The sequence below is a fragment of the Modestobacter lacusdianchii genome (genome assembly GCF_054177765.1).
Window position 1 is genome coordinate 1 of the sequence record NZ_JBJJTJ010000009.1, and the last position, 15,163, is coordinate 15,163.

A 15,163-nucleotide genomic window follows, 5' to 3' on the forward strand; every position below is an offset into this window, starting at 1 on the left:
ACCCCCCCCCCCCCGCCCCCCCCCCCCGCCCCCCCCCCCCCCCCCCCCCCCCCCCCCCCCCCCCCCCCCCCCCCCCCCCCCCCCCCCCCCCCCTGGCGAGGTCCCCCACCGCGCCTGACACCGGAGGCAGGCGGTGGCAGGGTGGGGGGATGGCTGAGCCGCGCGAGCGTCACGGCGGAGCGGCGGGGGGACTGGCGGTCGAGCTGGGCTGGTTCGCCGCGTACTTCGCCGTCGTCTACGTCGTCCAGGAGGTGGTCTACCGGGCGACCGGCTGGCCCCGGCTGTGGATCCTCCTGGTCGTGGTCTCGGTCGCCTGGTCGGCCAAGGTCGCTGCGCAGCGGTGGTGGGGGCGACGCTCCGCGAACCGGTGACCGATGAGTTCGTCGGCGCCGGGCGGTCCACCACTGCATGGCGACGACTCTGCTGGCGATCGGCACCCGCAAGGGGCTCTGGCTCGCGACGAGTGAGGACCGGCGCAACTGGTCGCTCTCCTCGCCGCACTTCCTGATGACCGAGGTGCCGAGCATCGGCATCGACACCCGTGCCGGCCGCACCCGGCTGATGATCGGCGTCCGGTCGGAGCACTTCGGCCCGACCGTCGTGCACTCCGACGACCTGGGGGTCACCTGGACCGAGCCGGCCGGCGGGGCGATCCGCTTCCCGGCCGACACCGGCGCCGCGGTCGAGCGGATCTGGCAACTGCGGCCGGACGCCGACGACCGGCCCGGGGTGGTCTGGGCCGGCTGCGAGCCGATCTCGGTCTGGCGCTCGGACGACGCTGGCGAGCACTTCGAGCTGTGCCGCGGGCTCTGGGACCACCCGCACCGCGCCGAGTGGGGAGCCGGCTACGGCGGGGCGGCCGCGCACTCCGTCGTCCCCGGGCCCGGGAGCACGGTGCACGTGGCGATGAGCACCGGCGGGGTCTACCGGACCCGGGACGGCGGGGCGTCCTGGCAGCCGCGCAACGCAGGCATCTCCGCCTACTTCCTGCCCGGCCCCGCGCCGGAGTTCGGCCAGTGCGTGCACAAGATCGCCCGGGACGGCGCGGTGCCCACCCGGCTGTACGCGCAGAACCACCACGGTGTGTACCGCTCCGACGACGACGGTGACACGTGGACCTCGATCGCCGACGGGCTGCCCTCGGACTTCGGCTTCGTGATGCTGGCCGACCCGCGCCGGGGCGGGCGGATCTGGGTGGTCCCACTGGTCGCCGACGCGCAGCGGATCCCGCCGGACGGGCGCCTGGCGGTGCACCGCAGCGACGACGCGGGGCAGACCTGGCAGCGGCTGGACGCCGGGCTGCCGGCCGACGAGTACAACGCCGTGCTGCGGGACGCCGCCTGCGTGGACACCGACGACCCGGTGGGCGTCTACGTCGGCACCCGCGGCGGCGAGGTGTACGCCAGCGCCGACGCCGGGGAGTCGTTCACCCAGGTCGCCGGCCACCTGCCCGACGTGCTCTGCGTCCGCGCCGCGGTGCTCCCGTGACCGTGCGGGTGCGGCTGCCCTGCATGCTCGCCGACTGCACCGGCGGCCGGACGTCGGTGTCCCTCGACCTCGCCGACGACGCCACCGTGTGCGCGGTGCTCGACGCGCTGGCCGCGCAGCACCCGGTGTTCGACCGCCGGGTGCGCGACGAGACGGGCGCGCTGCGGCGCTTCGTCAACGTCTACGTGGACGGCGACGAGGTGCGCCGGCTGGCCGGGCTGGCCACGCCGGTGCCGGCGGGAGCCGAGGTCATGGTCGTGCAGTCGGTCGCCGGCGGTTGACCCCCCATGACGAGTCGGTCACTCCGGAGGTGTGCTGGCCGCGTGTCTGTGGACGGGCTGCTGCGTCGACGTCGTCGAGCTGCAAAGCTGGCTTCATGCCGGCACCGAGTCCGACCTCTCTGATCGACGTCGTCGACGAGAGCAACGAGCCCATCGGTGCTGTACCGCGCGGTGAGGTCTTCGAGCGTCGGGTCAACTTCCGCACAGTCCACGTGCTGGTCTTCAACGCTTCTGGTGAGCTCCTGCTGCAGCAGCTCAGCTCGTCGAGGCGGCACCCACTGCAGTGGGGCAGCAGCGTCGCCGGATATCTGCACGCGGGGGAGTCCTATCAGCACGCGGCGGTGCGACGACTCCATGAGGAGCTGCAACTGTCGGCTCCCGTCAGCTCCCTCGGCGTGCTGTCGATGACGGATGAGGGGCTCACCAAGTTCGTCGGCGTGTTCACCGCGCAGTCCGACACACCGAAGATCGGCGAGCCTGACCACATCGCTTCGTTGGCGTTCCGACCGCCGGCGCAGATCCGCGAAGACGTCGACAGCCATCCAGAGCTCTTCACCGAGACCCTTCGAGAGGTCCTCGCTTTCTGGGAGAAGGTGGATGGCGGCACCCGCAGGCGAGGGTGACGATCGGGCCGAAGCGTTGAAGCTGTACGAGTTGGCCGTCGACGAGTACCGCTTCCAGGTCCAGCTGAACTGGGATCGATCCAAGTACCTGCTGGGCTTCACCGTCGCCATCATCGGTCTCGGCGCGGGATTGCTCCGGGTGGGGGATCGAGCAAGTCCGTTCTTGGTGTTCGTGTTCGTCGTCGGACTGTTCGCGTCGTTGCTGTCGCTGCTCGTCATCCACCTCCAGCACGGCTACTACCAGCGCACACGCGATGTCATGACGGCTCAGGGCAGAGGCCTTGGGTTGGCTGAACGGGCCGTCTCCACCACCCCCGGGGCGCGTGGGGAACGAACGACCTGGAGTTTCCGCCTCCTCAAGGTCCAGACAGCGCTCTACCTCTTCTTCGTCTCCTGCTCGCTGGTCAACGTGATCGGGATCCTCTTCGTGTTCCTGACCTGATCTCTCACCCGAGCAGCAGGGCCGCCGTGAGCAGGGTGACCGTGGCGGCGACCTCGCCCATCGCGCCCATCACGTCGCCGTTGACCCCACCCAGCCGGCCGACGGCGCGGGCGGACAGCGCCTCGGACGCACCCAGCCCCGCCGCGAGGGCGGCCACCTGCACCAGCGCCGCGGTCGTGCCGGAGCCGACCAGCAGCGCGACACCTGCGGCTGCGGTTCCGGTGAGCAGGGCGGCGACGGCCAGCCAGCCGCGGGAGACGGTGCCGGCCACCGCCTGACCCAGCGACGAGCCCTCGGCGATCGGCACGCCGGGCAGGCCGGTGCGGGCCATCGCCAGCCGGGCGGTGACCACGGCCGCCGGCAGGGCGAGCCAGCCGCCGTCCACGGTGAGCAGCTGCGCCAGGCAGCCGACCTGCAGGAGCAGGACGAGCACCAGGGTGACCACGCCGAAGGGCCCGACGTCCCCGGCGCGCATCACCGCCAGCGCGCGCTCCCGGCCGCGCAGCGGGCCCAGCCCGTCGGCGGTGTCGGCCAGCCCGTCCAGGTGCAGGCCGCGGGTCAGCCAGGCCAGCACGGCCACCCCGAGGACGGCGCCGACCAGCGGGCTCGCGGCCCGGCCGGCGGCCCAGGCGACCGCGGTGGCCACCGCGCCGAGCACCAGCCCGACCAGCGGCGCCCACGGCAGCACCCCGCGGGCCGACGCGGCGGCCGGCACCCGCAGGCTGGTCAGCAGCGCGAACGACTCCGCCGGCCCCGCCCACCGGGACCGCCGCGTGCCCTCGCTCACCGCAGCCGCTGGGGCAGCCCGGCGACGACGAACCACACCTCGTCGGCGGTCGCGGCCAGCCGCTGGTTCACCTCACCCAGGGTGTCCCGGAACAGCCGCCCGGCCCGGGTCTCCGGCACCACGCCCAGCCCGACCTCGTCGCTGACCGCGACCACGTGCGCCGGTGTCATCACCCAGTTGTCGACCAGGGCGTCACAGCGGGAGGCCAGCCGGTCGCGGGCCGCGGCGGCGTCGGTGGCCGAGCCCGCGGCGTGGGCGCCGGTGGTGTCCAGGGTGTCCCAGATGCCCGTCTCGTCCATCAGCGCGGCCACCCAGGTGGTGACGCTGTCGACGAGCACGGCACCGGCGCGGATCAGCTCCGACGGTGCCGTCGTCTCCAGCGTCGTCCACCCGGCGGGGCGGCGGGCGCGGTGCGCGGCGACCCGGGCCGACCACTCGGCATCGGCGTCGTCGACCCGGGAGGTCGCGAGGTAGGTGACCTCGGTCCAGCCCGCCAGCAGCTGCTCCGCGTGCGCGGACTTGCCCGACCGCGAGCCGCCCAGCACCAGCGTCCGGCTCACGCCAGCACCAGCCGGGTGACCGTGCCGTTGTGCGGGGTCACACCCGGCAGCTGGTCCGGGCCGAGCCCGGCGACCACCGCCTGCGCGGCACGGATCGTGTCGCCGTGGGTGACCAGCGCGACCACGTCGGCCGGCGGGTCGGCGCGGAGAGCCTGCAGGTAGCCGGCGACCCGGGCGTGCAGCGCGGCCAGGCTCTCGCCGCCCTCGGCCGACCAGTGCGGATCGGTCCAGTCGACGACGTCCCACAGCTCCCGGGACGGCCGGCCCTCCAGCACGCCGTAGCCCTGCTCGCGCAGCGCCGGGGTGGTGGTCAGGGTCAGCCCGGTGGCCGCGGCGCAGTGCTCGGCGGTCTGCACCGCCCGCAGCAGGTCGCTGGAGACGAGGGCACCCGGGCCGGCGCCGTCCCGGGTGAGCGCGGCCAGCTCCGCCGCGGCCTGCGCGGCCTGCTGGTGGCCGAGCTCGGTGAGCGGGACGTGCGCGGTCTGCCCCTGCATCAGCCCGGCGGCGTTCCACTCGCTCTGCCCGTGCCGGACGAGGAGGAGGGTCAGCGGGCTGGTCATCGCAGGGAGCCTAGGTGGGCGCCCCGGGCCCGGGGACACCCGACCGGGTGGCCCGGGCGGCGCGGCTCGTACGGTCGCAGCCGTGACGATCCCGCTGCGCCCCGGCGCCGGCCGCGCCCCCCGGCCCGCCGCCCGCCCGACCGGCCCCGACCCGCTCGCGCCGCTGATGGACCTCCCCGGGGTCGCCGAGGCCGCCGAAGGTGCCCGCGCCGCCGTCGACCGGCTGCTCGGTCACAAGGTGCTCCGCCGGGAGTCCGCCGGGGTCAGCGCCGAGTCGGCGCTGCGCGGCGCCCGGGCGTCGGCCGCGCTGGAGGGCGTGGACCTGCCGCTGGGCCAGCTGCGGGCCGGTGAGGTGAGCGACCCCGTCGTCCAGGGGGCGCTCCGGGTCTCGGTCGGGCTCGGCTCGATGGTGGAGACCTGGGAGCGGGCGCCGGGGCAGGTGCTCGCCCGGCTGCACGTGCTGGCCGCCACCGACCTCGCCGACCCCGCCGACCTGGGGCGCCCGAACGGCGCGGCCGGGCCGCGGCTGGGCGGGCTCTTCTCGATCATCACCGGCGCCACCACGGTGCCGGCGGTGGTGGTGGCCGGTGTCGTCCACGGCGAGCTGGCGGCGCTGGCCCCCTTCGGGGTGCAGGACGGCGTGGTCGCCCGGGCCGCGGGCCGGCTGGTGGGGATCACCCGGGGGCTCGACCCCAAGGCCGTGTCGGTGCCCGAGGTCGGGTTCGCCGAACTGGGCGCGGACTCCTACGGCGCGGCGCTGGAGGGCTACCGCTCCGGTGGTCCCGCCGGGGTGGCCGGGTGGCTGGTGCACTGCTGCCGGGCGACCGAGCACGGCGCCACCGAAGGGCTGGCCATCTGCGAGAGCCTGCTCCGCGGCTGACCCCGCCGCCCGGACTGCCGTACCGCGGTGTCGACCCGACACTGGGCAGATGCGCTTCCTCGAGGTGGACGGTCTGGGACAGGTCAGCCGGGTCGGGCTGGGCACGTGGCAGTTCGGCTCCCGGGAGTGGGGGTACGGCGCCGACTACGCCTCCGGCCCGGCCCGGGACATCGTGCGCCGCGCCCGCGAGCTGGGCGTCACCTTCTTCGACACCGCCGAGGTCTACGGCATGGGGAAGAGCGAGCGGATCCTCGGTGCGGCGCTGGGGGAGGACCGCGGCTCGGTCGTCGTGGCGAGCAAGGTCTTCCCGGTCGCGCCCTTCCCGGCCGTCGTCCGCAACCGGGCGCAGGGCAGCGCCCGCCGGCTCGAGCTCGACCGCATCCCGCTGTACCAGGTGCACTGGCCCAACCCCGTCGTCCCGGACTCGGTGGTCATGCCGGGGCTGCGCACCCTGCTGGACGAGGAGCGCATCGGTGCCGTCGGTGTCTCCAACTACCCGCTGGACCGCTGGCGCGCCGCCGACGCCGCGCTGGGCCGGCCGGTGGTCAGCAACCAGGTGCAGTTCTCCCTCGCCTCCGCCGGGCCGCTGGCGGACCTGGTGCCCTTCGCCGAGCGGGAGGGGCGGTTGGTGATCGCCTACAGCCCGCTCGCCCAGGGCCTGCTCGGGGGCCGGTACTCCCTCGACCACCGCCCCGGCGGGGTCCGGGCGACCAACCCGCTGTTCGGCACGGAGAACCTGCGTCGCGCCGAGCCGCTGCTCCAGCTGCTCCGGGACGTCGCCGCCGCCCACCAGGCGAAGCCCGCCCAGGTGGCGCTGGCCTGGCTGCTTGGCCTGCCGCAGGTGGTCGTCATCCCGGGGGCGTCCAGCGTCGAGCAGCTCGAGTCGAACGTGGCGGCCGCCGAGCTGGAGCTGACCCCTGCCGAGCAGCAGGCGCTGACGACCGCGGCCCGGGAGTTCCAGCCGGTCTCGGCTGCCCGCACCGTGGTCGACCAGGTGCGCGAGAAGGTGGCCCAGGTGCGGGAGCGCGTGGGCGGCTGAGCCGCCCACGCCGTCGGTCGCCGGGACGCCGCGGTCGGGTGGTGGGAGCCGGCCGGTCAGGCGCCGGGACGACGCCGGCGGCCGGGCGAGGGCAGTGCCAGGGCCGGGCCGGCGACCGGCGCGGCGGCCGGGAGCGCCCGGAGCGCGCGCCGCCGGGCGTACCAGGCGATCCCGGCGACAGCGGCACCCACGCCCATCGCGGTGCCGGTGACCACCGGGGTGCGGGCCGTGGCCGAGCGGGACCGCAGCGTCACCGGGCGGGTGAACTCCAGCACCGGCCAGCCCCGCTCGGCGGCGGCCCGGCGCAGCCCCCGGTCGGGGTTGACCGCCGTCGGGTGGCCGACCGCCTCGAGCATCGGCAGGTCGGTGACCGAGTCGCTGTAGGCGAAGCAGTCGGCCAGGTCCCAGCCCTGCTCGGCGGCCAGCTCGCGCATCGCGGCGGCCTTGTTCTCGCCGTAGGCGTAGTACTCGATCTCGCCGGTGTACCGCCCGTCGCGGGTGACCATCCGGGTGGCGACCACCCGGTCCACGCCGAGCATCTCGCCGATCGGCTCGACCATCTCCGCGCCGCTGCTGGAGACGATCACCACCGCGCGGCCGGCGGCCCGGTGCGCCTCGATCACGTCGGCGGCCTCGTCGTAGATCAGCGGGTCGACGATCTCGTGCAGCGTCTCCCGGACGATCTCGTGCACCACGGCGACGTCCCAGCCGGTGGTCATCGCGGTGATCTGGCGGCGCATCCGCTCCATCTGGTCGGCGTCGGCGCCGGCCAGGGAGAAGACGAACTGCGCGTAGGCGCCCTTGAGGACGGCCCGTCGGTTGATCAGCCCACCCTGGAAGAAGGGTCGTCCGAAGGCCAGCGTGCTGGACTTCGCGATGACCGTCTTGTCCAGGTCGAAGAACGCCGCAGCGCGGGTCATGTCCTCCACGGTAGGAGGATCGGCACCGCGGGCAGCCGGGTGCAGCGGAATCCACACCCCGATGGGTGGTCCACAGATCCTCCGCCGGGCTGTCCCGCCGTGCTCCCGTCGGCTGCGCTGGTGCGGTGTCCACCGCCAGCCGCGCCGCCGGTCCTGCCCCTGCCCGCCCGCTCGTCGTCAGCACCGACCCGCTGCTGCTCGACGACCTGCTCCGGTTGCTGGCCGCCGCCGGCAGCACCGGCGAGCTGACCAGCGGCGGGAGCCCGCTGCGCCGCGCGCACCGCGATGCGCCGCTGGTGCTGCTGGGCACCGAGGTGCTGGGCAGCGCCGCGGTGCGCGCCCTGCCGCGGCGGCCCGGGCTGCTGGTGGTCGCCGCCGACGAGCCGGGGCCCGAGGTGTGGCCGGCGGCGGTCGAGCTGGGCGCCGAACGCGTGGTGGTGCTGCCGCGGGACGAGACCTGGCTGGTCGAGCGGGTCGCCGCGGCCGTGCGGGCACCGGTGCGACCGGGCTGGCTGGCCGTGGTCGGCGGGGCCTGCGGCGGCGCCGGGGCCAGCACCCTGGCCACCGCCCTGGCCCTGACCGCCCGCACCCGGGCCGGCGACGACGTGCTGCTGGTCGACGGAGACGGCTGGGGCGCGGGGCTCGACCTGCTGCTGGGCGCGGAGAGCGAGCCCGGGCTGCGCTGGCCCGAGCTGGCCGGGGTCAGCGGGCGGGTCGCCGGCCCGGCGCTGGCCGCCGCGCTCCCGGAGGCCGCCGGGGTCGCCGTGCTCGCCGCCTCCCGCGAGCAGCCGCAGCCGGTGGTCCCCGACGCGCTGCTCGCGATCGCCGCCGGCGCCCGGGACAGCGGCTGCGGCGTGGTGGTCGACCTGCCCGCGCGCGGCGACGGCGCGGCCGAGCTGCTGGCCGAGGCGGACCTGGCAGTGCTGGTGGTCCCGGCCCGGCTGCGCGCGGCGGTGGCCGCCCGCCCGCTGGTGCGCGGACCGGACGACGAGTCGGGGCCCTGGTCGTCGGCCCTGGTGGTGAGCCGCCCGGTGGCCGGCGGTCTGACCCGCGCCCAGGTGGCCGACGCCGTCGGGCGGCCGGTCTTCGCCGAGCTGGCCGCCGACCGGTCCGCGGTGGCCCGCAGTGAGCGCGGCGAACCGCCGTCCGTCGCCGGGCGCGCGCCGTTCGGCGTGCTCGGCCGGCTGCTGCTGGCCCAGCTGCCCGGGCGGGCGGCGTGAGCACGGAGGCGGCGTCCCCGCTGGTCGAGCGGGTGCGGGCGCGGCTCGCCGCGGTGTCCGGGCCGCCCAGCCCGGCCGCGGTCGCGGCACTGGTCCGGGAGGAGTCCGGTGGCCTGCTCGGTGACCGGGGCGTGCTGGACGCCGTTCGGGCCGCGACCGACGAGCTGTCCGGGGCCGGCGCGCTGGAGCCGCTGCTGCGCAGCCCCGGGGTCACCGACGTGCTGGTCAACGGGCCGGACTCGGTCTGGATCGACCGGGGGAGCGGGTTGGAGCGGGTCGACGTCCGGTTCGTCGACGAGGGGGCCGTGCGCCGGCTGGCGGTGCGGCTGGCCGCCTCCGCCGGGCGGCGGCTCGACGACGCCTCACCGTGGGTGGACGCCGGGTTGCCCGACGGCACCCGCCTGCACGCGGTGCTGCCCCCGGTCTCCGGATCGGGCACCTGCCTGTCGCTGCGGGTGCTGCGCCGGGCGGTGCTCTCCTTCACCGACCTGGCCGCACGCGGTGCCTTCCCGGGGGCGGCCGGCGACCTGCTGGCGGCCGTGGTGCGGGCCCGGCTGGCGTTCCTGGTGACCGGCGGCACGGGCACCGGCAAGACCACGGTGCTCTCCGCGCTGCTCGGCCTGGCCGACCCGGTCGACCGGGTGGTGCTCTGCGAGGACGCCCCGGAGCTCACCCCGCAGCACCCGCACGTCGTCCGGCTGCTCACCCGGCCGCCGAACGTGGAGGCCGCCGGTGCGGTGACCCTCCGCGACCTCGTCCGGCAGGCGCTGCGGATGCGGCCGGACCGGCTGGTGGTGGGTGAGGTCCGGGGTGCGGAGGTGGTCGACCTGCTGGCGGCCCTGAACACCGGTCACGACGGGGGCTGCGGCACGGTGCACGTCAACCGGGCGCGCGACCTGCCCGCCCGGCTGGAGGCCCTCGGCGGTGCCGCCGGGCTCGGCCGGGCGGCGGTGCACAGCCAGGCCGCGGCCGCGCTCTCCCTGGTGGTGCACCTGCGGCGCAGCCCGGCCGGGCGGCACGTGGCCGAGCTGGGCGTCGTCCGGCGGCGCGGGGAGCTGATCGAGGTGGCACCCGGCTGGCGGGCGGACGGCGGCGACTGCCCGGCCCGGTCGGAGCTGGCCGACCTGCTGGGTGTGCGGGTGCCCGGGTGACCCCGGCGCTGCTCTGCCTGGCGGCGGCGCTGCTGGCCTGGCCGTCCGGCGCCCGGCCTGGCCGGCTCGTCTCGCGGCCCGGCGTCCGGGCCGGCCGCACGCCGGTCGCCGTGCTGGCCGGCCGGGGCGGGGTGGTGGTCCCGGCGCTGGCGGCCCTCGCCACCGGTGCACTCGTCTCGACGCCGGTGGTGGCGGCCCTGGCGGGGGTGTGCGCCGGGTTCGTCGGCCGGGCCCTCCAGGCGCGGGGCCGCGCAGCGGCCGGGCAACGGCGCACCCGGGCGCTGGTGGAGGCGCTGGGCGTGCTCACGGCCGAGGTGCGTGCCGGTCGTTCCCTGGCGGAGGCGACCGGCGCGGCGGTCGAGGGCTGCCCGGACCCGGCGACGGCGGCGGCGCTGGGGCCGGTGCTGCGGCTGGGTGAGCCGCCGCCGGGCGGACCGGACGGCGGGAGCGCCGCGGCGCTGGTGCGGATCGCGGCGGCGGTGCGGCTGAGCGCGCACACCGGCTGCTCGCTGGCCGGGGTGCTGACCGCCGTGGAGGACGACCTGCGGGCGAGGCTGCGGGCCGAGGAGGAGCTCCGCTCCGCGGTGGCCGGGCCGCGGGCCAGCGCGGCCGTGCTCGCCGGGCTGCCCGTGCTGGGCCTGCTGATGGGCAGCGGTGTCGGCGCCGACCCGTGGCGGGTGCTCACCACCACGGCGCCCGGCACGGTGCTGCTGGTCGTCGGGGTCGGCCTGGAGCTGGCCGGCACGGCCTGGTCTGCGCACCTGGTCCGGCGGGCGGTGCAGGGGTGAGCCGGCGGTGCTGACCGCGTTGGCCGTGGCGGCGCTGGCCGGGGCGCTGTTGCTGTGGGAGCCGGCCGCCGACGTCCGCCGGGACCGGCTGGCGGCCGTCGCCCCCGCCTCGCGACGCGCCTCGCCCCGCAGCCACGTGCCCGACCGGCCTCCCGGGACGCCGCGGCGCTGGTCCATGGCCGCGGCGGCGGGTGCGGGCGTCTTCCTCCTCCTCGGCGCCGGGCTGCCGGCCGCGGTGCCGGCGGTCGTCGCGACGGTGCTCGCCGAGCGGTTGCTGCGCCGGGCCGGGACGCCACCGGAGGACGCCGACCGGCTCGCCCGGGACCTGCCCGTGGTCTGCGACCTGCTCGCCGTCTGCCTGACCGCCGGCACCCCGGTGGGCGCTGCGCTGGCCGCGGTCGGCGGCTCGGTGGCCGGGCCGCTGGGCGAGCGGCTGGTCGCCGTCGGTGGGCTCTACCGCCTCGGTGCCGCCCCGCGCCAGGCCTGGGCCGGGGCGCCGCCGCCGGTCGACGCGCTGGCGCGGGTGGTGGTGCGGGCGGGGGAGTCCGGGTCGGCCGTCGTCCCGGCCCTGCAGCGGCTGGCCGGCGACCTGCGCAGCACCGAGCACAGCCGGGTCGAGGCCGCCGTCCGCCGGGCCGGGGTGTGGGTGCTGGCGCCGCTGGGGCTCTGCTTCCTGCCCGCCTTCCTCTGCCTGGGCGTCGTCCCGCTCGTGCTCGGGATCGCCGCGGACGTCTTCTGAGGCCGTGCGCTGCCCGGCGTCCACAGCGGGCCCCGCCGTCCACACCTGCCCGGCAGCCCTGGGGCGCCGGGCCCGCGCGCCGGAGGCTCGATGACGACGGGCCGGTGGTCGGCCCGCGGAGAGGGGACGTGGAGATGGGCATCCAGCAGGAGGAGCAGGTGCCGACGCCGAGGCAGGTGCGGCGCTGGGTGCGGAGCCGGCTCGTCGAGGAGGACGGGATGAGCACCGCGGAGTACGCCGTGGGCACCGTCGCGGCCTGCGCCTTCGCCGCCGTGCTCTACCAGGTGGTCACCGGCGGCTCGGTGGTGTCTGCGCTGGGCGAGCTGGTGCAGTCGGCGCTCAGCACGCTCTCCTGAGTCGACGTGTCGACACGTCGACACCGGACGGCCCGGTGGCACGGCGAGGCGGGGATGGTCACCGCCGAGACCGCGGTGGTGCTGCCGGTGCTGCTGGTGGTGCTGGCCGGCGCGGTGGCGGCGGTGGTGGTGGTCGGCGCCCAGCTGCGCTGCGTGGACGCCGCCCGGGAGGGGGCCCGGGCGGCGGCCCGCGGCGACGAACACGGCCGGGTCGTGGCGCTGGCCGGCCGTGCCGCGCCGGACGGTGCCCGGACCGATGTCGGCGGTGACGGGGAGTCCGTGCGGGTCACCGTCTCCGTCACGGTCGCCCCGCTGGGCCCGCTGCCCTGGCGGGTCGAGGTCTCCGCCTCGGCCACCGGGGTGCGGGAGCCGGCCGCGGGCAGCCCACCGTGACCGGGTCGGTGCACGACGGCGAGCGCGGCTCGGCCACCGTGTGGACCGTCGCCCTGGCCGCGGTGCTGGCCCTGATCGGTGCGGCGACCGTGCTGGTGGGTGCCGCCGTGGTGGCGCGGCACCGGGCGACCACGGCTGCCGACCTGGCGGCGCTCGCGGCGGCCGGCAGTGCGGTGCAGGGCGATCCGGCCGCGTGCGCGGTCGCGGGCGAGGTGGCCGTGGCGAACGCCGCGGTCCTGGACTCCTGCCGGCTCACCCCCGGCGCGGTGGTCGAGGTGCGGGTGCACGTGCCGGTGCGCCTGGGGCCGCTGGGCGTCCTCGACGCCCGGGCCCGCGCCCGAGCCGGCCCGGCGCCACCGGGGATCGGGTCAGAAGACCAGGTCGTCGGGGTCGGCGTCCTGGGCCACGGCGCTCTGCTCCACAGGAGCAGAGCGGGACGCCGCGTCGGTGGCCGCCCCGGGCCCGGCCGGGGCGCTGGTGCCGAACAGTGCCGGCGTCGGCCGCCGGGTCACCTCCGCCTCCTCCGCGGTGAGCTCGGGGGCCGAGGCCAGCTCGTCCAGGACGACGTCGAGCACCCGCACCGCGCCGGCCTTGTCCAGCGGGTCGTTGCCGTTGCCGCACTTGGGCGACTGCACGCACGACGGGCAGCCGGACTCGCACTCGCAGCTGGCCACGGTCGCCCGGGTCGCCTGCAGCCAGTCCCGCAGCACCGCGTAGCCGCGTTCGGCGAAACCGGCACCGCCCGGGTGCCCGTCGTAGACGACGATCGTCGCCGCGCCGGTGTCCGGGTGCAGGGCGGTCGAGATGCCGCCGAGGTCCCACCGGTCGCAGGTGGCCAGCAGCGGCAGGATGCCGATGGAGGCGTGCTCGGCGGCGTGCAGCGAGCCGGGCAGGGCGGCGTCGTCGACGTCGGCGCGGGCCACGGCCCGCTCGTCGAGCGTCAGCCAGACCGCCCGGGTGCGCAGCTGCCGCGCGGGCAGGTCCAGCGGGAACTCCGCCAGCACCTCGCCGGTGCCCAGCCGGCGTCGCTGGTAGGCGACCACCTGGTTGGTCACGTCGACGACGCCGGTGTGCGCGGTGACCGCGCCCAGTGCCCGGGTGCGGTCGATCGAGACGATGGAGAGGTCGACGGTGTCCCGGGCCACCGTCGTCCACTCCGGGCTCTCCGGGTGCACCACGGCACAGGAGTCCTCGACGTCGAACTCGTCGACCACGTAGCTCTCGCCGCGGTGCACGTACAGCGCACCGGTGTGCACCGTGGCGTGCGAGGCGTCGCCGTCGACGGTGCCCAGCAGGCGCCCGGTCGCGCCCTCGATGATCGAGACCGGGGCCTCGCCGCTGCCCCGGATGTCGACGTCCGGCCGGCCCCGGCCGGCCCAGTACCAGCCGGTCGGGCGGGCGCGCAGCAGCCCCTCGGCGACCAGTTCGGCCACCTGCGCCTCGGCCACCTCGCCGCCGAAGTCGGCGAGCTCGTCGGCGCGCAGCGGCAGCTCGGCCGCCGCGCAGCACAGCTGCGGGCCGAGCACGTAGGGGTTGGCCGGGTCGGTGACGGTCGCCTCGACCGGCCGTCCGAACACCGCCTGCGGGTGGTGGGCCAGGTAGTGGTCCAGCGGGTCGTCACGGGCCACGAACACCACCAGCGACTCCCGCTGCGCCCGGCCGGCCCGGCCGGCCTGCTGCCACATCGAGGCCAGCGTGCCGGGGTAGCCGGCGAGCACCACGGCGTCCAGCCCGGCGATGTCGATGCCGAGCTCCAGGGCGTTGGTGGTGGCCACGCCCAGCAGGTCGCCGGCCGACAGCGCCCGCTCCAGCTCCCGGCGCTCCTCGGGCAGGTAGCCACCCCGGTAGGAGTCGACCGTGCGCACCAGGTCGGCCCGGCCCCGCGAGCGCAGCAGCGCCCGGGCCTGCTCGGCCACCGACTCCGCCGACCGGCGGGACCGGACGAAGGCGAGCGTCCGGGCCCCCTGCTCGACCAGGTCGGCCAGCAGGCCCGCGGCGTCCGCGGCGGCCGAGCGCCGCAGCGGCGCCCCGTGCTCACCGGTCTTCTCCGTCAGCGGCGGCTCCCACAGGGCGAAGGTCGCGCCCGGCCGGGGGGAGCCGTCCTCGGTCACCGCGGCCACCGGTGCGCCGACCAGCCGGCTGGCGGCCGCGGCCGGGTCGGCGACGGTGGCCGAGGCCAGCACGAAGACCGGTTCGGCGCCGTAACGCCGGCAGACCCGGCGCAGCCGGCGCAGCACGTGGCCGACGTGCGAGCCGAACACCCCGCGGTAGGCGTGGCACTCGTCGACCACCACGTAGGCGACCCGGCGCAGCGTGCTCGACCACTTCTGGTGGGCGGGCAGGATCCCGCGGTGCAGCATGTCCGGGTTGGTGACGATCCACCGCGAGTGCCGACGCACCCACTCCCGCTCCTCGCCCGGGGTGTCCCCGTCGTAGGCGGCCGGCCGCACCGAGGGGTCGGCCAGCGCGGCCACCGACGCCAGCTGGTCGCGGGCCAGCGCCTTGGTGGGGGCGAGGTAGAGCACGCAGGCCCGGGCGTCCTCGGCCAGCGCGGTGAGCGCGGGCAGCTGGTAGGCCAGCGACTTGCCCGACGCCGTCCCGGTGGCCACGACGACGTGGTCGCCCGCGTGGGCCAGCTCGGCGGCGGCCACCTGGTGGCTGAACGGCGCCAGCACGCCCCGTTCGGCCAGCCGCTCGCGCAGCGGGCCGGCCACCCACTCCGGCCACGGCGCCGTCCGGCTCTCCCGGACCGGCAGCCGGTGCACGTGGGTCACCGGGTCGTCCTCGGCCTCGGTGCCGGCGAGCAGTGCGGCGAGCAGCTCGGTACCCGGCAGCGCGGTCACCTGCGGCCCCTCCTCGGGCTCGGGGCCGGCCGCGGCGGGCACCTCGGCGGGGAGCCGCACGGAGCGCAGGGACGTCACCACCCCACTGTCACA

18 protein-coding genes and 1 pseudogene are annotated in these 15,163 nt (G+C 77.1%); 14 read left to right on the forward strand and 5 right to left on the reverse strand.

What is annotated here, in order from left to right; genetic code table 11:
* Window positions 1-149: 149 nt before the first annotated feature.
* The 5 genes from ACJTNH_RS08400 (at window position 150) to ACJTNH_RS08420 (ending at window position 2,834) form a co-directional block, all read left to right on the forward strand.
* The gene (locus tag ACJTNH_RS08400; RefSeq protein ID WP_458174539.1) at window positions 150-371 is read left to right on the forward strand and encodes a hypothetical protein; all 222 of its coding nucleotides are present in this window, start codon (window positions 150-152) and stop codon (window positions 369-371) included.
* Between the two features lie 37 nt (window positions 372-408).
* Window positions 409-1,488: a WD40/YVTN/BNR-like repeat-containing protein gene (locus ACJTNH_RS08405; RefSeq protein WP_458174541.1), complete on the forward strand. Its 1,080-nt coding sequence runs from the start codon at window positions 409-411 to the stop codon at window positions 1,486-1,488.
* Window positions 1,485-1,769 (forward strand): ubiquitin-like small modifier protein 1, encoded by a 285-nt coding sequence (locus ACJTNH_RS08410; RefSeq protein ID WP_458174542.1) that lies wholly within the window; start codon window positions 1,485-1,487, stop codon window positions 1,767-1,769. Before ACJTNH_RS08405 ends, ACJTNH_RS08410 begins: the two co-directional genes overlap by 4 nt.
* 95 nt (window positions 1,770-1,864) lie before the next feature.
* Window positions 1,865-2,392, forward strand: a complete 528-nt coding sequence (locus ACJTNH_RS08415) for an NUDIX hydrolase (RefSeq protein ID WP_458174544.1) — start codon at window positions 1,865-1,867, stop codon at window positions 2,390-2,392.
* On the forward strand, window positions 2,367-2,834 hold the full coding sequence (locus ACJTNH_RS08420; RefSeq protein WP_458174546.1) for a RipA family octameric membrane protein: 468 nt from the start codon (window positions 2,367-2,369) through the stop codon (window positions 2,832-2,834). The genes ACJTNH_RS08415 and ACJTNH_RS08420 overlap by 26 nt, the downstream gene beginning before the upstream one ends.
* 4 nt (window positions 2,835-2,838) lie before the next feature.
* Here the strand turns inward: ACJTNH_RS08420 and ACJTNH_RS08425 are convergent, their stop codons facing one another.
* The 3 genes from ACJTNH_RS08425 to ACJTNH_RS08435 are packed head-to-tail and all read right to left on the reverse strand — an operon-like array spanning window position 2,839 to window position 4,741.
* Entirely contained in the window at window positions 2,839-3,621 is a 783-nt protein-coding gene (locus ACJTNH_RS08425; protein WP_458174548.1) for an adenosylcobinamide-GDP ribazoletransferase, read from the reverse strand.
* A complete protein-coding gene (gene cobU / locus ACJTNH_RS08430) occupies window positions 3,618-4,181 on the reverse strand; it encodes a bifunctional adenosylcobinamide kinase/adenosylcobinamide-phosphate guanylyltransferase (protein WP_458174550.1) in 564 nt (187 codons plus the stop codon). Before cobU ends, ACJTNH_RS08425 begins: the two co-directional genes overlap by 4 nt.
* Entirely contained in the window at window positions 4,178-4,741 is a 564-nt protein-coding gene (locus ACJTNH_RS08435; RefSeq protein ID WP_458174552.1) for a histidine phosphatase family protein, read from the reverse strand. Before ACJTNH_RS08435 ends, cobU begins: the two co-directional genes overlap by 4 nt.
* A gap of 82 nt (window positions 4,742-4,823) precedes the next feature.
* On the opposite strand from ACJTNH_RS08435, the gene ACJTNH_RS08440 reads away from it, so the two are divergent.
* Window positions 4,824-5,621 (forward strand): oxidoreductase, encoded by a 798-nt coding sequence (locus ACJTNH_RS08440; RefSeq protein WP_458174553.1) that lies wholly within the window; start codon window positions 4,824-4,826, stop codon window positions 5,619-5,621.
* 49 nt (window positions 5,622-5,670) lie between these two features.
* Entirely contained in the window at window positions 5,671-6,660 is a 990-nt protein-coding gene (locus tag ACJTNH_RS08445; protein WP_458174555.1) for an aldo/keto reductase, read from the forward strand.
* 56 nt (window positions 6,661-6,716) lie between these two features.
* On the opposite strand, the gene ACJTNH_RS08450 is transcribed toward ACJTNH_RS08445, so the two are convergent.
* Window positions 6,717-7,580, reverse strand: a complete 864-nt coding sequence (locus ACJTNH_RS08450; protein WP_458174557.1) for an HAD family hydrolase — start codon at window positions 7,578-7,580, stop codon at window positions 6,717-6,719.
* A 125-nt stretch (window positions 7,581-7,705) separates the two neighbouring features.
* Between ACJTNH_RS08450 and ssd the strand changes: the two genes are divergently transcribed.
* The 7 genes and pseudogenes from ssd to ACJTNH_RS08485 form a co-directional block, all read left to right on the forward strand.
* Entirely contained in the window at window positions 7,706-8,800 is a 1,095-nt protein-coding gene (gene ssd / locus ACJTNH_RS08455) for a septum site-determining protein Ssd (RefSeq protein ID WP_458174559.1), read from the forward strand.
* Window positions 8,797-9,951 carry a TadA family conjugal transfer-associated ATPase gene (locus tag ACJTNH_RS08460; RefSeq protein ID WP_458174561.1) on the forward strand — a complete coding sequence of 385 codons (1,155 nt, stop codon included), beginning with the start codon at window positions 8,797-8,799 and terminating at the stop codon, window positions 9,949-9,951. Before ssd ends, ACJTNH_RS08460 begins: the two co-directional genes overlap by 4 nt.
* On the forward strand, window positions 9,948-10,739 hold the full coding sequence (locus ACJTNH_RS08465) for a type II secretion system F family protein (RefSeq protein WP_458174563.1): 792 nt from the start codon (window positions 9,948-9,950) through the stop codon (window positions 10,737-10,739). Before ACJTNH_RS08460 ends, ACJTNH_RS08465 begins: the two co-directional genes overlap by 4 nt.
* Before the next feature lie 7 nt (window positions 10,740-10,746).
* Window positions 10,747-11,478, forward strand: coding sequence for a type II secretion system F family protein (locus tag ACJTNH_RS08470; RefSeq protein WP_458174565.1), 732 nt, complete (start codon window positions 10,747-10,749; stop codon window positions 11,476-11,478).
* A 134-nt stretch (window positions 11,479-11,612) separates the two neighbouring features.
* Entirely contained in the window at window positions 11,613-11,834 is a 222-nt protein-coding gene (locus ACJTNH_RS08475) for a DUF4244 domain-containing protein (RefSeq protein WP_458174800.1), read from the forward strand.
* A 54-nt stretch (window positions 11,835-11,888) separates the two neighbouring features.
* Window positions 11,889-12,227 (forward strand): TadE family type IV pilus minor pilin, encoded by a 339-nt coding sequence (locus ACJTNH_RS08480; RefSeq protein WP_458174567.1) that lies wholly within the window; start codon window positions 11,889-11,891, stop codon window positions 12,225-12,227.
* Between the two features lie 8 nt (window positions 12,228-12,235).
* Window positions 12,236-12,565: pseudogene (locus ACJTNH_RS08485) on the forward strand (Rv3654c family TadE-like protein); the annotation flags it as partial.
* 30 nt (window positions 12,566-12,595) lie between these two features.
* Here the strand turns inward: ACJTNH_RS08485 and ACJTNH_RS08490 are convergent.
* Window positions 12,596-15,148, reverse strand: a complete 2,553-nt coding sequence (locus ACJTNH_RS08490) for a DEAD/DEAH box helicase (protein WP_458174569.1) — start codon at window positions 15,146-15,148, stop codon at window positions 12,596-12,598.
* Window positions 15,149-15,163: the final 15 nt, after the last annotated feature.

What these genes read in the sequence shown, in the direction of transcription:
- ACJTNH_RS08435 (WP_458174552.1), bottom strand. Translation starts at nt 4,741, where the DNA reads ATGACCAGCCCGCTGACCCTCCTCCTCGTCCGGCACGGGCAGAGCGAG.
- ACJTNH_RS08400 (WP_458174539.1), top strand. Translation starts at nt 150, where the DNA reads ATGGCTGAGCCGCGCGAGCGTCACGGCGGAGCGGCGGGGGGACTGGCG.
- ACJTNH_RS08405 (WP_458174541.1), top strand. Translation starts at nt 409, where the DNA reads ATGGCGACGACTCTGCTGGCGATCGGCACCCGCAAGGGGCTCTGGCTC.
- ACJTNH_RS08480 (WP_458174567.1), top strand. Translation starts at nt 11,889, where the DNA reads ATGGTCACCGCCGAGACCGCGGTGGTGCTGCCGGTGCTGCTGGTGGTG.
- ACJTNH_RS08450 (WP_458174557.1), bottom strand. Translation starts at nt 7,580, where the DNA reads ATGACCCGCGCTGCGGCGTTCTTCGACCTGGACAAGACGGTCATCGCG.
- ACJTNH_RS08420 (WP_458174546.1), top strand. Translation starts at nt 2,367, where the DNA reads ATGGCGGCACCCGCAGGCGAGGGTGACGATCGGGCCGAAGCGTTGAAG.
- ACJTNH_RS08415 (WP_458174544.1), top strand. Translation starts at nt 1,865, where the DNA reads ATGCCGGCACCGAGTCCGACCTCTCTGATCGACGTCGTCGACGAGAGC.
- ACJTNH_RS08475 (WP_458174800.1), top strand. Translation starts at nt 11,613, where the DNA reads ATGGGCATCCAGCAGGAGGAGCAGGTGCCGACGCCGAGGCAGGTGCGG.
- ACJTNH_RS08445 (WP_458174555.1), top strand. Translation starts at nt 5,671, where the DNA reads ATGCGCTTCCTCGAGGTGGACGGTCTGGGACAGGTCAGCCGGGTCGGG.